This is a genomic window from Dehalococcoidia bacterium, from assembly GCA_021295915.1.
Taxonomy (GTDB): domain Bacteria; phylum Chloroflexota; class Dehalococcoidia; order Lucifugimonadales; family UBA1123; genus VXRN01.
On record JAGWBK010000003.1, the window covers coordinates 1 to 13,737 of the forward strand.

General features: G+C 56.8%; 12 protein-coding genes. 6 read left to right on the forward strand and 6 right to left on the reverse strand.

Going from position 1 to position 13,737, the window contains the following annotated elements:
• Positions 1-146: 146 nt before the first annotated feature.
• Complete coding sequence (locus J4G14_01710) at positions 147-1,688, reverse strand: YihY/virulence factor BrkB family protein (GenBank protein MCE2456518.1); 1,542 nt, start codon at positions 1,686-1,688, stop codon at positions 147-149.
• A gap of 462 nt (positions 1,689-2,150) precedes the next feature.
• Here J4G14_01710 and J4G14_01715 point away from each other — a divergent pair, with 462 nt between their 5' ends.
• The gene (locus tag J4G14_01715) at positions 2,151-2,564 is read left to right on the forward strand and encodes a CoA-binding protein (GenBank protein MCE2456519.1); all 414 of its coding nucleotides are present in this window, start codon (positions 2,151-2,153) and stop codon (positions 2,562-2,564) included.
• Here J4G14_01715 and J4G14_01720 read toward each other — a convergent pair.
• A complete protein-coding gene (locus tag J4G14_01720; GenBank protein MCE2456520.1) occupies positions 2,561-2,935 on the reverse strand; it encodes a hypothetical protein in 375 nt (124 codons plus the stop codon). The genes J4G14_01715 and J4G14_01720 overlap by 4 nt on opposite strands.
• A gap of 7 nt (positions 2,936-2,942) precedes the next feature.
• Positions 2,943-3,752 carry an enoyl-CoA hydratase/isomerase family protein gene (locus tag J4G14_01725; GenBank protein MCE2456521.1) on the reverse strand — a complete coding sequence of 270 codons (810 nt, stop codon included), beginning with the start codon at positions 3,750-3,752 and terminating at the stop codon, positions 2,943-2,945.
• Positions 3,753-3,858: 106 nt separating this feature from the next.
• Between J4G14_01725 and thiL the strand changes: the two genes are divergently transcribed.
• From thiL to J4G14_01740, 3 genes are read left to right on the forward strand one after another with little or no spacing between them, the layout of a single operon-like run.
• Complete coding sequence (thiL, locus tag J4G14_01730) at positions 3,859-4,893, forward strand: thiamine-phosphate kinase (protein MCE2456522.1); 1,035 nt, start codon at positions 3,859-3,861, stop codon at positions 4,891-4,893.
• Positions 4,886-5,182, forward strand: a complete 297-nt coding sequence (locus J4G14_01735; protein ID MCE2456523.1) for a hypothetical protein — start codon at positions 4,886-4,888, stop codon at positions 5,180-5,182. Before thiL ends, J4G14_01735 begins: the two co-directional genes overlap by 8 nt.
• A gap of 34 nt (positions 5,183-5,216) precedes the next feature.
• Complete coding sequence (locus J4G14_01740) at positions 5,217-6,809, forward strand: AMP-binding protein (protein MCE2456524.1); 1,593 nt, start codon at positions 5,217-5,219, stop codon at positions 6,807-6,809.
• On the opposite strand, the gene J4G14_01745 is transcribed toward J4G14_01740, so the two are convergent.
• Complete coding sequence (locus tag J4G14_01745) at positions 6,804-7,946, reverse strand: beta-lactamase family protein (GenBank protein ID MCE2456525.1); 1,143 nt, start codon at positions 7,944-7,946, stop codon at positions 6,804-6,806. The genes J4G14_01740 and J4G14_01745 overlap by 6 nt on opposite strands.
• Before the next feature lie 84 nt (positions 7,947-8,030).
• On the opposite strand from J4G14_01745, the gene J4G14_01750 reads away from it, so the two are divergent.
• Entirely contained in the window at positions 8,031-9,383 is a 1,353-nt protein-coding gene (locus J4G14_01750; GenBank protein MCE2456526.1) for a nicotinate phosphoribosyltransferase, read from the forward strand.
• 63 nt (positions 9,384-9,446) lie between these two features.
• Positions 9,447-10,004 (forward strand): carboxymuconolactone decarboxylase family protein, encoded by a 558-nt coding sequence (locus J4G14_01755; protein MCE2456527.1) that lies wholly within the window; start codon positions 9,447-9,449, stop codon positions 10,002-10,004.
• Between the two features lie 5 nt (positions 10,005-10,009).
• Here the strand turns inward: J4G14_01755 and J4G14_01760 are convergent, their stop codons facing one another.
• Both J4G14_01760 and J4G14_01765 read right to left on the reverse strand, forming a co-directional pair.
• Positions 10,010-11,203 (reverse strand): CoA transferase, encoded by a 1,194-nt coding sequence (locus J4G14_01760; GenBank protein MCE2456528.1) that lies wholly within the window; start codon positions 11,201-11,203, stop codon positions 10,010-10,012.
• Between the two features lie 15 nt (positions 11,204-11,218).
• Positions 11,219-13,723, reverse strand: coding sequence for a CoA transferase (locus J4G14_01765; protein MCE2456529.1), 2,505 nt, complete (start codon positions 13,721-13,723; stop codon positions 11,219-11,221).
• Positions 13,724-13,737 lie beyond the last annotated feature (14 nt).

Sequence of the window (13,737 nt, forward strand, 5' to 3'; positions counted from 1 at the left end):
TAGGTGGGCTATTTTTCAACCGCCCTCAGGGCGCGATCGAGCCGCCTACCCGGTACACTTTACGACCGCCGTCTACAGTCGGCGTATCGTCTGGCGTTCCTGTCCATGACAGGTGAGTCAGGGATTCTCCTCAGAGATACATCACCCTACGGCCTCAGGTTGGACGCTTCCTTCGTCAAGGCTGCGCCGTAGAGAAAAGTCACGCCGGCTACATGTGACCAGACCAAGAGAAGTATTACAGATGATACGGAGCCATAGAGCAAACTACGTTGACTGGCGATATTGGCGAACCAGAAGAAGGAGTACTTGGCTAGCTCAAAGATGATGACGGTTACAATCCCTCCAAATGTTGCATCGCTCCAGGCAACCTCTCTGTTGGGAAGGTACCGGTACACTACGATAAAGACTATCGCCGCTATTAAGAATGGTGTGAGGACTGACGCAACCTTAGCGACAAGGAAAAGGAACTCGTCAAGTGGGACGCCAACCGTTGGTAGATCTTCCAGCACGTTGAGAGAGACCTGCAGGACAATCGTCAGGCCAACCGATGTTAGAAAGAGCAGAACACCAAGAAAAACTATCCCAAACGTTGACACCGTTACGTCGATCATCCGACGCGGATCGCAATCAAATACCCGGTTTACACCACGGTTTGCAGCCATGAATAGGCCCTGGGCCCCGAACAGCATGGCGCCAATCGCGATCAAACTTGCGAATAGTCGTGCTTCGAAGAGATGGTCAATTGCCTCTTCAAGAAAGTCCTTAGAACTTGGAAAGTAGAAGACGACTACTTCCGCAACGGTCGACCTTATAACGGATGCCTCGATGAAGCTGGACAGGCCTACGATCACCAGCGCGACCAGTGGGAACAGTGCAAGCAGCATGTAGTACGCCAGGGCTGCGCCAGTATCCAGTCCATTCAACGATAACAGCGTTTTGACGGCCCGCCACATTGCGACCCCTCTCCAGGAGTGGGGCCGGTCCCTCATCTCGTCTGACAGCTCGGACAGCGCGTCTGTAATTGAGTCCCTGATTGTAGGCGTTAGCCTGCTAATCGGGGCGTCTATCACAGCCATGATTTCGATACGAACGGCGTCACCGGTCTCGGTTCCCAGTTTGTAGGCGGCCTCGACGCAGCCCTGGGCTGACCCCATGACGGCATCGGTGGATGTCACACCATAGGTTCGCGAAGCCCTGATGACCTCTCGGACGATTGTTCTTGCGACCCAGGTTGGGTCTTCTCCTGATTGAGCGCCACTTGTAAGCAACGAAGAGGCCGTATCCCGTGTCGACTGAAACATATCCCCGGACGTCGCTACAACGCCAATTACGACTCCATGGATCGCTGGCGCGACAACGTCCTGGAATTCGCCCCCTAGTTCCCTTACGGCTTCGACGACACCAGCTGAAGCTTGAGCACTGATATCTTCAGGGTGTACACCGACAGAGGCAGCGCCCAGGATGGCGCCCTCGACAGCCCGCTGGCTCACCTCGGGCATGCTGCCACCCATTTCGGTTGAGCTCCTGACGGCAGCCGAGACAACGTCCTTTACGACGGGCCTGCCAACCCTCGCGACCCTGCCAGTGCTCTCTACGACGCCAATGACTGCGTCTCGTACGAAGCCCGTGGCCTCGCCGGTGATCTCGTCTGTGGCTCGTATCGCGCCATTGACAGCATCTACTGCCACGCTACTCGCGCCGCGGCGGGTGCGATGGAAAACGGATCCTAGACCGAAGAGGCCGGACCGTTTCCGAGGTGAGGGTTCCAGCGTAGGAGGTTGAGGCTCTACGCTGGAGATATCGCTATTTCGATCGCGCGCCAAAAATGGCTCCAAGTTTGTGCGCCTTGTTGAGTATGACATTACGTACGGGTTTGCGCAATGAGCAACTCTGCACGGTGGTGGAATTCACTGTATATAATATCCGAAAGTCATGGCGAATTCCCACGTAGGCGGGGTCTGGCACAAGTGATGCCCCAACCCTCTATCAGATTGCGGCGGTTCCAATTCACACGTCTTCATCAATTCTAAATGACGTGAGGCATGTGGGTTCCATTAAGCACACTTTCGACAGTCCCAGTCAGCGCTATTCCGATGCGTTCCACTGTGTTAACGTCCCAATATATACATAACACACCCCGGGAGCTGGCAATGACTGACGAGATCGACCGAATACTGAGAGAGAGCGAGACGGTGGCCGTGGTGGGGATGTCGCCAAGGCCTGACAGGCCCAGCCACTACGTAGCAAAATACCTCCTTGAGAACGGCTACGACATCATTCCAGTCAATCCAGAGGTCGACGAGGTCTTGGGACTTAAGAGCTATCCCGACCTGAGGTCAATCCCCAGGCATGTCGACCTGGTCGACATCTTCCGACGCTCCAGCCAGGTGCCTCCAATCGTCGACGAGGCAATAGAGATCGGTTCCCAGTTCATCTGGATGCAGGATGGCGTGATTCACGAGGAATCAGCCGCTAAGGCCCGCGAGGCTGGCGCGACGGTCGTAATGGACAATTGCACTCTTCGGGAGCACAGTCGCAGGTTTGGCACTTCCCAGAGTGGTTAGCTGACCAGGACGGACTCCTCGTACAGTTCAAACCGCTGGCGAATCATGTCGCAGGCGAGCTGGAGGCCCTCAAACACCTGCTCCGCGGAGACGTCTGCTGCGAACGCTCCGACAATCGCATCTTCGGTATGGTGCGCACTGATCCTTGCCCTGTATAGCCAGCGTGTGTAGCCTCTGACCCAGTCGGCTAGCACTGGGGAGACCTGCGACTGAAATGCCAGCCTGTCTCCTGAACCTGACGCTTGGGCGACCAGCGTGAATCCAGGTCCGCTGCTCGGGTCGCCAGACTCATTGACTTCGATGTTGAACTCAATTCCTGCCCCATCGAATGGTAGTCGCAGACAGAGGTTTAGGTTTACTTGCTCGGTCATCACTCGATCACTCCAATAGGGATGCTTGCTGTTCAGTAGGCGTGATAGGCAGGTTTTTGGCAGGGTTTATGGGTCTCCGCTCAATGAATGCCAGCCGGCGCTCCTCAGACTCCTCTGTTTCAGGGTAATCGGACGCGTAACGCTCTGTTGGGCTAGGCTGAGCTTCCAGGTACTCTGCCGACTCGTTGAAGGTGATCTTCTGAAGTTGAAGGATCACAGGGCTGTTGTTCTTGATCAGGTTGCAGTACCTGATGGTCTCGTCCCGCAGTTGCTCGTGTGGCACTACGGAGTTGGCCAGCCCCATCTCAAGGGCCTGCTGAGCAGAATACTGCTGAGTGAGCATCCAAATCTCCCTCGCACGTTTCTGCCCTACAACGTGAGCCAAATATCCCACGCCTGCCCCGGATGCTGGGCTCCCCACCCTGGGGCCCGTCTGCCCGAATATGCTCCTCGTGGACGCGACTGTGAAGTCGCACGTATAGGCGAGAATGTTCCCAGACCCGATTGCATACCCATCCACCATGGCGATGACCGGTTTGGGTATATGCTTCACGAGTTCCATGAACAGACCCTCGTCCGTGCCCGAGTATTCAGGGCTCGTCCGGTCCTCCCCCTGGTCCCTTCCTGAACAGAAAGCGTTGGGCCCTGAGCCTGATATGACCACCACACGGACTGACTGGTCATTGCCAGCGTCCTTCAGGGCCACTCCCATCTCATCAGTAGTTCTCCCCCTGATCGCGTTGTAGACTTCCGGACGATTGATCGTAAGCCAGGCTATTCCATCGTCCTTCTCGTAGATGATGTCGGTGAATTTCAATCTTGAACCTCCTTGGACTGTGAGCCCGAACCATACTATCCCAATCCAGACTTCCTGAGAACGGCCCTTGTTGTTAGCCTGGTCAACGCCAAACTATAATCGGCCCATGTTTGTCCGTGACCTTGGGGAGTTCGACCTTATAGACCGCCTTGAGTCGTCGATAAGGTTCAGGAACGATGCGCAAGTTGATCTGCTGCGCAATCTTGGAATTCGAGTGGAGGTCGGCATCGGCGACGATGCGGCAGCCTGGTCTTATCCAGAGTCCAAGGTCGTAGGAACAACTGACGCCATGGTTGAGGACATTCACTTCATCGTTGGCAGAATGCCCTGGCGCGAGCTCGGCTGGAAGGCCCTGGCTTCGAATCTCAGCGACGTCGGTGCTATGGGCTGTTCACCTGCCTTCGCCCTGGTGACGCTTGGGCTCAGAGGGGATCTGCCTGTTGACGGCCTAATCGAAATGTACGGTGGCATGATGGATGTCCTGGAGCTAACAGGAGGAGCGCTGATCGGAGGCGACGTCGTACGCTCCGACACTTTCTTCGTCAGCGTCTCTCTCGAAGGGTTTGCTGAGGCCGGAGCCAATGTTCTCAGACGGAACTGTGCCCAGGCAAGCGACGAAATCGCTGTTACCGGTCATCTGGGATCCTCGGCAGGCGGACTTCGACTCATCCTGGAAGACGGGCTTCGAGATAGAATCGACCCTGCAACGAGCCGGCATCTGGCCACGGCTCACAATCGACCTACGCCAAGAGTCGCGGAGGGTCTTGCTCTCAGGAAGCTCGGTGTAAGGTGCGCCATGGACATAAGTGACGGTCTGACTGCGGACCTGACCAAGGTATGTGTCGCGAGCGGGTTAGGTGCTCGAATAGAGACAGGCAGAATTCCTGCCGATTTGCACTTGAAGTCTGCATTCCCTTTGGACTGGCTGCAGTTGGCCCTGGGGGGAGGAGAGGACTACGAGCTTGTGTTCTGCGCTCCAAGTGCCACGATGGACAGGGTCACCAATGAACTGGGTTCGATCGTCAGCGTAATCGGTAGAATGGTGGGCGACAACCCCAGGGTTACCGTAGTTTCGGACGATGGGACTGAAGTCATCGTGGGGTCAGCAGGATGGGACCACTTTTCGAGTCAAAATGGATAGAGCCACTGTCTGGATAGAGACCGAGTCGAAGTACCGTCCGACAGAGATTATGGGCGATCTTCGGATAGTTGCGGAAACGCTATACTTCCCTATGCGCCTGGTTGGCTTTTGGGACGAGGCCGCTGACACTCATATGTGCCCTGAAACAGAACTTGCGCGGCCGTGCCCGCACAATGTCCCTGAAGACGATCCCTCATTCGTGCCATACACACGCTCGATGGAGCGATTGAAGCAGGCAGTAGTCGAGGTCGTTTTTCCTCATGCCAACGTTCGCATGTTTCTGAGCTGATTGAGACCGCGCTATCAAGACACAGGAGACTGAAATGACGTCACCAACTCAACTTAGAAGCTCCCTCGTCCCCTATGACAAATTCCCCCTCCAGGATCTGCTGAACAGGGCCATCAACAGGGTTCCAGGCAATGTAGCGGTCATTGACGGTGACAATACGTACACCTACTCCCAACTAGGTGAGTATTCCGACAGACTTGCTTCGGCCCTGGTTGGACTGGGTGTAAAGCCGGGTGACCGCGTTGCAATTCTGGCTCCCAACTGTGTGGAATTCGTGATCTCCTTCTACGGCATCGTCAAGGCTGGAGCAATCGTCACCACCGTCAACTCAGGCTACCGTGAGAGGGAGATCGCTCATCAGCTGAACGACAGTGGAGCCGAAACGCTCATTGTTCATCCGGTCCTCAAACCGATGTCTGACGCCGCCCGCAGTGAAACACCTGCTTTGGCTCGCGAGATTGTGATGGAGCCAGACTCATCCGATCCCAACTCATTCTGGGGCATACTCGAGAACGCCTCTCCCGTTCCTCCATCGATACCTGCCGATCCAGTCAACGATGTTGCCGTGCTTCCCTATTCCTCAGGGACGACAGGCCTGTCTAAGGGCGTGATGCTCACTCACTTCAACCTCGTGTCCAACGTCCAGCAGTTCCTGAACCGTAAGGACGAGACATCTGTCATTGGGGCCAATGATGTGCTGCTCACACACTTGCCGCTGTTCCACATCTACGGAATGAACGTCCTGATGAATAGCGCCATAGGTGCTGGCTGCGCTCAGGTGATGATGGGTCGGTTCGACATGGACGAGTTTTTGGGCCTCATGTCTCGCCATCGGGTCTCAGTGCTGTTTACTGTCCCACCGGTGGGACTTGGGCTAACCCAATATCCTGGTGTCGCGGATCACGATCTCTCCTCAGTCAGGGTGGGCTTCTTCGGAGCAGCACCTCTGTCAGCAGAGATGCAACTGCGCATCCAGGATGTAATGGGATTCCCGATCATCCAGGGATACGGAATGACCGAGGCATCCCCGGTTACCCATGCAGACTTCCTCGAGCCACACCTGACCAGACACGGTTCTATCGGACCCGCCCTGCCTGATACGGAGCAGAAGGTCGTCGATGTAGAAACCGGCGAGACTGAATTGCCTCCCAATGAAGCGGGCGAGCTAATGGTCCGTGGGCCCCAGGTAATGAAGGGCTACTACAACAATCCACAGGCGACCCGCGAAACTCTCACTGAAGATGGCTGGCTGCACACCGGCGACATCGTCAGAATGGACCCCGACGGCTACGTCTGGGTACTCGACCGACTCAAGGAACTGATCAAGTACAAGGGCTTCCAGGTCCCGCCCGCTGAGCTAGAGGGCGTGCTCCTTGAGCACCCAGGAATTGCAGACGCAGCGGTCATAGGCAAGGATGACCTGGAGTCGGGCGAGATTCCAAAGGCGTTCGTGGTCACCACACCCGGCACTGAGATCTCTGCCGAGGATGTCATGAGCTTCGTCGCCGAACGCGTCGCGACATTCAAGCACGTACGTGAGGTCGAGTTTATCGACGCAGTGCCGAAAAACCCTTCGGGCAAGATCCTGCGAAGGAACCTGGTCGAACTCGAACGCAGCCGTTCATAGCTCCACGATGCTCGAGTGCACGATGTTGGATACTTGATCCAGCCGCGCGCTGTGCCACGGCTCGGGCGCCATGCAGTTGGTCAGGTAGCTAAACGACACGCCCGACTCTGGGTCGGCCCAAGAGTAGGACGTTCCGGCCCCGCCGTGCCCATAAGTGGCTGGCGAGGCAAGCGTCCCGAGTCCCCTGATGGTGGGCGTGAGCCCTCTGACGTGAGGACCCATACCTCGGTGCATTGGCATACCCATGTTCTCGTCGACGCGGTCGCCAGTGTGATTACGTGCCGCGAACTGGATCGTCCTCGGAGCCAAGACCCTGTTGCCGTCCAGTACGCCACCTGCAAGCAGCATCTGGTAAAACGTGGCGAGGCCTGTCGCAGTGCCATAGCCCCCACCGCCGGGTACGCCTGCCGCACGCCAAGCCCGGGTATTTCGCGCTGACTTCACCATGGAATCATCCTTGTACTCGTGAATGTCTGCGCAGCGACTGTCGGCTTTCTCACTCACCCCTACGAAGATCTGGTCATCCAGTCCGATGGGTTCCAGCAGTGTAGACCGGATGTGGTCGCGATAGTCCCTTCCGGTTATTGCCTCTATGACAACCGCCGCAACCCAGTGGGCGGCCAGTCCGTGGTAGTGGACCTTTGAGCCTGGTGTCCACTCCAGTCTGAAGTCTGAAACTACACTTCTCAGCATTTCGTGGTCGTCCCAAGCCTCTTCAGGCACTTCGGCAGACGGAAACCCTCCCTGGTGCGAAATTACCTCGAAGAGGGTAATGTCCCCTTTGCCGTTGGCAGCAAACTCGGGAACATGGTCGCTGATCTTGTCTGCGAATCGTAGCTCTCCAGATTCGACGAGCTGCCACAGTGCGGCAGTGACAATGACCTTGGTTTGCGAGAACATCAGCCAAAGAGTGTCCTCTTCAGCCAGTTCATCAGCGGGACCGACCTTCGAACGTCCGAAAGTCCTGCTCTTCACCAACCTTCCGTTCCTTGCTACTGCTATCTGTGCACCCGGATACCGCCCTTCAGAGATGTGCATCCCGATCAGCCGGTCAAGTCTGGATAGTCGCTCAGAGTCCAGCCCAGCGGACTCGGGACTTGCAGTTGGCAATATGGGCCTTAGAGTCGTGGTTGCCATTTCGAATCTCCTTGAATGGTTGACCTCGTCTTTCGGCAATTCTACACTTCGCGTCAATCGAAGGAGACAGAGCATTTGGTCGACATGTCCGTCCCCGGCAGTATAGATCCACTTTACGTAGATCTATACGAGTTGACTATGGCCCAGGCGTATCTGCAGAGCGGCCAGATCGGACATGCCACGTTCAGCCTGTACTTCCGTAACTTCCCACAAAACAGGACCTACTACGTATTCTGTGGCCTGGAGTCGGTTATCAGCTACCTGGAGAATCTCAAGTTCTCGGAGTCAGACCTGGAAGTATTGGAAGAGTTGGGCCTGTTCGATGGCATTCTGCTCGACTACCTGTCGTCTTTTGAATTCACTGGCTCTGTTCGGGCGATGAGGGAGGGAGAAGTCTTTTTCCCCAACGAACCTGTTATTGAGGTATCAGGGCCAATAATAGAGTGCCAGATCGCAGAGACATTTCTCATAAACCAGGTCAACCTGGAGTCCATGCTGGCAACCAAGGCTGCGCGAGTGGTGGAGGCTGCTGACGGACGACAGGTTGTAGACTTTGCATCACGTCGCACCCATGGACTTGACGCAGGACTGAAGCTGGCCCGTGCCTCTTACATCGCTGGGTTCGACGGCACCAGTAATGTTCGCGCCGCGTCAGATTACGCCATACCAGCGGTGGGCACGATGGCACACTCGTACATATCCACGTTCGACTCAGAGGTCACCGCATTCAGCAACTACGCCGAGTCGTTTCCAGACTCGAGCACATTCCTGGTTGACACATACGATACGCTCGAAGGCGTTCGCAGCGCGATCCAAGTCGCGCAGAAGATGCACGCACTAGGCAGCAACCTGAGAGCCATAAGGCTGGATAGCGGTGACATGGCCACGCTATCCCAACAGGCACGTGAGATGTTGGATGAGGCCGGCCTGCAGAACGTTCGCATTCTTGCAAGCAGCGGTTTGGACGAATATTCAGTATCAGACCTAGTGAGCTCCGGGGCACGCATTGACGGGTTCGGTGTTGGGACACGGGTCGGCGCATCTGCCGATGCACCGTTCACGGACTTCGTCTACAAGCTAGTCGAATACGAAGGCAGGCCGATGATTAAGCTAAGCGAGGGCAAGGTGTCGCTACCGGGTCCCAAGCAGGTCTTCAGGATGTACGATGGCGAGGGTATGTTCGATCACGACGTGATTACTCATGCTAACCTGACTACAGACAAGCAAGAGTCGCGCCAACTTCTTTACGAGGTGATGGAAAACGGTCGGCCGAAGGCCGCCCTTCCCGACCTTAATGCCATCCGTCAGTATCACAGAGGACAAGTCCAAAGACTCCCGCCTGCACTACTTGGCCCGACATCGGATGCAACCTATCGTGTTGAGATATCAGAACAACTCAACGCGCTGTCCGAGCAGTTGGAAAGCGGCGGGCGGTAACGACTTCAATTCGACCGCTGGTAATTACCATCTAAGATAATAACAAGAAAGCGAGACTAATCAATGGCCAGATTACCCTACGTCAACCGAGACATGCTGACAGGCACGGCAGTCGACACATACGACCGGATAGCCGAAACTCGGGGGTCCATCGAACCTGACACGCCCATGCCAAACTCGTTCCGTGTGCTGCTCAACAACCCTGAAGCCGCAGCCGCAGTCGGACAATTAGGGGAGTACCTGCGCCTCAACTCGTCGTTGGATCCAGTAGTCCGTGAGATTGCTATCCTCTCAGTCGCCCAACAGACTGGGAGCGGGTATGAATGGGCGCATCACGAGCCAGTGGCGCGAGCCGTCGGAGTCAGGCCAGTTGTTATCGAGGGCATTCACTCAGGTCGCGCACCGATGGGACTGCCGGCTAAAGAAGGTGTTTTCGCCCAAGCTGCCAAGGAGCTTGTGGACGGAGGTAACCTCACGGAACACACCTTCCAGGCCATAGAACATCTGCTGGGCCCTTCTGGGGTCGTGGACTTCATAGTCCTGGTCGGCTACTACGCCATGCTCGCGACTGCACTTCGAGCATTGGGCGTCGACGTCGAAGAGGAACTTGGTTCGGACTGAATGCCCTATTCTGCAGCCCCGGAATCCCGCATCCCTGCTACCTGCTCCTGTGAGTATCCGAGCTCCCCGAGAATCTCGCTTGTATGCTGACCAACGGTTGAACCGAGGTACCTTACTGAGCCCGGTGTATCGGACAGCTTCGGTCCGATACCGACCTGCCTGACCGTCACCCCATCAATCTCTCCGGCCTCCAACACCATTTCCCGGTGCAGGTTCTGAGCGTCCGTAACGACCTCGTCGAGCGAGCTGACCTTCGCAACCGCGATGTTGTCTACCACTGAGAGCAGTTCCCACCACTCGTCGCGGTCCTTTCCGGCAAACACTGACGCTAGCTCAGACTTCACAAACTCCGACCTGTCGCCATCGAACTGCCCTTCTATGAGGTCTTCCCTGCCAAGTGTTCGACATAGGGTCGACCAGAACCACGGTTCAATACAGCCAACGCTGATGTACCGTCCGTCTCTGCACCTGTACACGTTGTAGTAAGGTGCGCCGCCGTTCAGTCCCATCTCCCCTCTGGCTGGAACAACTCCCGTCCCAAAGTACTCAGATAGCAGCGAAGCCAGCATGTAAGTCACGCCGTCGGACATCGCGATGTCCACATACTGTCCCTTCCCCGTATGTTGACGAGCCATCAGTGCCGCGAGGATGGCCATAGCCGCATGTAGTCCCCCGCCCGCGTAGTCGGCGATGATGTTGTATGGGATAACAGGCGGTCCACTGTCGGTTCCGATGACTCCAAGCGCTCCGCCAACAGAGATGTAGTTGATGTCGTGCCCGACCATGTTCGAATATGGTCCGTCCTGCCCATAACCTGATAGCGAACAGTAGACCAGTCTCGGGTTGATCTCACTAAGGGCCCCGTAGTCGCAACCCAACCTGGAGACTACGCCTGGCCTGAACCCCTCAACAAAGACATCGGCATCGGTGACGAGACGATGGAGTACCTCTTGTGCATCCGGATGCTTGAGGTTGAGGGCAATGCTCCTTTTGTTGCGATTCAGTGCATTGAACGCCGCACGGCGCCTTACTCCAGCCTCGTCGGTGTCGCCGGCCCGCTCGCGTGCCATTCTGCCACCGCCGGGCTCCTCGACCCTAATGACATCGGCGCCAAGGTCACCAAGGGCCATCGTGCAGAACGGCCCTGGAGCCATCCTGGACAGGTCGACCACCTTGATTCCATCCAACGCACCTGGCATTTGATTCTCCTGACGTCAGGACTGTTCGAGGACACCACGCTCCAGCAAGGCGTCAACCGCGGGGTTATCCAAACCAAGAACCTCCCCGAGTATCTCGGAGTTATGCTGGCCGACTAGCGCCTGTGGCATTCTTAACGCACCCGGTGTCTTGGACAGGTGATAGGACAGTCCGTCGTAAGGCATGGGGCCGCACTCCGCGTGCTCCAGCCACTGGAAGAATCCCCTATGTGCAATCTGCGGGTCTTCCCAAAGGTCAGCCTGGCTCTGAACGACACCTGCAGGTACTCCAGCATCCTGCAACTGGACCATCAGCTCACGCGCGGATTTGTCCCGTGTCCACTCGCTGATGAGTCTGTCGATTAGTTCGCCCCGGTCGCGCCTTGCCTCAGCCGTCGAGAAGCGGGGATCTTCTGCCAGCTCCCCCCTGCCCATCTGCACACACAGGGTACGCCACTGGGTGTCGGTTGTGACCGCGATCGCTATCCACTGTTCTCCCTGTCCAGTGTGGCGGCGTTCACGGTCTGCACATCGGTAAACATTGTGTGGTGCCGATGCGTCGTCCTCGTTCCCGCGCCGATTCAACACTGTCCCGTTGGTCAGGTAGTCCATGATGGCAGGCGCGAGAAAGTGCGTCGCGCACTCATACTGTGAGAGGTCCAGGTGCTGACCCTTGCTTGAGCGCCTTCTGAATTCCAGCGCTGCAACCAGGGCCACTGCTGCGTTAGGTGGGTTGACGAAGTCCGAGTAAGCTCCGTAGGGACCGGCCGGTTCGCGGTCCGGCCACCCTGTGATGTGGTAGAACCCTGCCATAGCCCCTGCAAGCTGACCGAAACCGGCGAAGCTCGAGTGCGGACCGGTCTGTCCCTGTTGGCAGGTGCTGAGGTAGATCACGTCTGGCAATATATGCCGGACATCATCGTAGGCCAGACCCCATCCAGCCATCACTCTCGGCGTGAAGCTCTCGGCGATAATGTCTGGCTTCCACTCTTTGATCAGATCGTTGACCAGTTCCCTACCTTCCGGCAGAGCGAGGTTGAGTCCCAACCCTCTCTTGCTCGAGTTGTAGTTAGCCGAGAACTGGCTTCGATTGATTCCAGGCTCTCCGTCCTTGAATGGTGCGCCACCTCGCAGGACGTCTGGCCTGGTCACGGATTCAACTCGGATTACATCGGCCCCGAAATCGGCAAGATGCTTTATCGTTATCGGCCCAACACCCACCCAAGTGAAGTCAAGCACCTTGATTCCGTCGAAGGGCATCGCGGAGTCTGGATATTTGGCGCTACTAGTGGTCTTATTGGGACCGCGTTCCGGCCTTGCTTCTGAGAGCACCTCGTCGTTGTGTTCACCCAGTCTTGGAGCCGGGCGCCTTATCCGGATCGGGCTCGCGCCAAACTTGATAAACGGTCCCAAGTGAGTCAGGTCCCGCCCCAGGACGGGATACTCCACATCACACCAGAACTCTCTCGCCTCTAGTTGCTCGCTCTTGGCTATGTCCTCGACTGTATTGCAGGGGGCGAGCAGCATCCCAAGTTCAATTGCCCTGAGGAAGAGATCGAGTTTCGTCTTCGTGGCTACAAACGACTCGAACTCACCCTGGATAGCTTCAAACTCAGCCATGCTCTCCGGGTCACTCGCGTTCACACTTAAGAAATTCCACTGCTCCCAGTCGATGCCAAGTAGCCACCCCGGCGCGACCCCTTCTTCGGCCATCCAGATGGTGAGGCCCGAAAGGGTCCTCGGAGCTGCCACCAGGCTCACATGACCGTCAAGACACGCATAAACGTGCCGGACGGCTAGCTGTCCCCTCGAACGGAATGCCCCATCACGTTCCATGTTTACACCGTGGAGAGGTGGAAAAGGGGTGGCATTCATGAGCGTCCAGATTACCGCCGTCTGCATGGAGACATCGACGTGCTGACCCTTGCCGGTCTTCTGCCTATTCCAGAATGCAGCCATCGTGCCTGCTGCCGCGTGCGCCCCGGCATGAAGTTCTGCCTGAGGAGCGCTAACTCGAACTGGGGGGCGGTCCGCGTCTCCGCAGAGGTACTGCATGCCGCCCATAGACCAAGCCACAAGGTCTGGAGCTTCGAATTGTGCGTAGGGACCGGTTTGTCCGTATGGCGTAATCGACGTGTAGACAAGCCCGGGATTGACGACCTCGAGGTCAGCGTAGCTCAAACCCCTGGACGCCAGATCTCCAGGCATGAACGACTCGATCAGGATGTCAGCCCCACTAGCAAGAGCCTTGAACTTTTCGCGTCCGTCGAGTGAGTCCAAGTCTAGTGTCACTCCGCGCTTGTTGACGCAATACGCTGCCCAGAAGAGGCTGCTATCAGGCCCAGCCTGACCGTCGACAAATGGCCCAACTGACCTAGTGGCACTTCCAGAAGGGGGCTCGATCTTGATCACATCGGCCCCCAGGTCCGCCAGCACCTTTCCGCACCAGTTGAAACCACCTTCCGCGAGGTCGAGAACCCTGTAAGGTGTCAGTGGCTGCAGATCGACGTCTGACTGGAGCATTGCGGATTCCTACG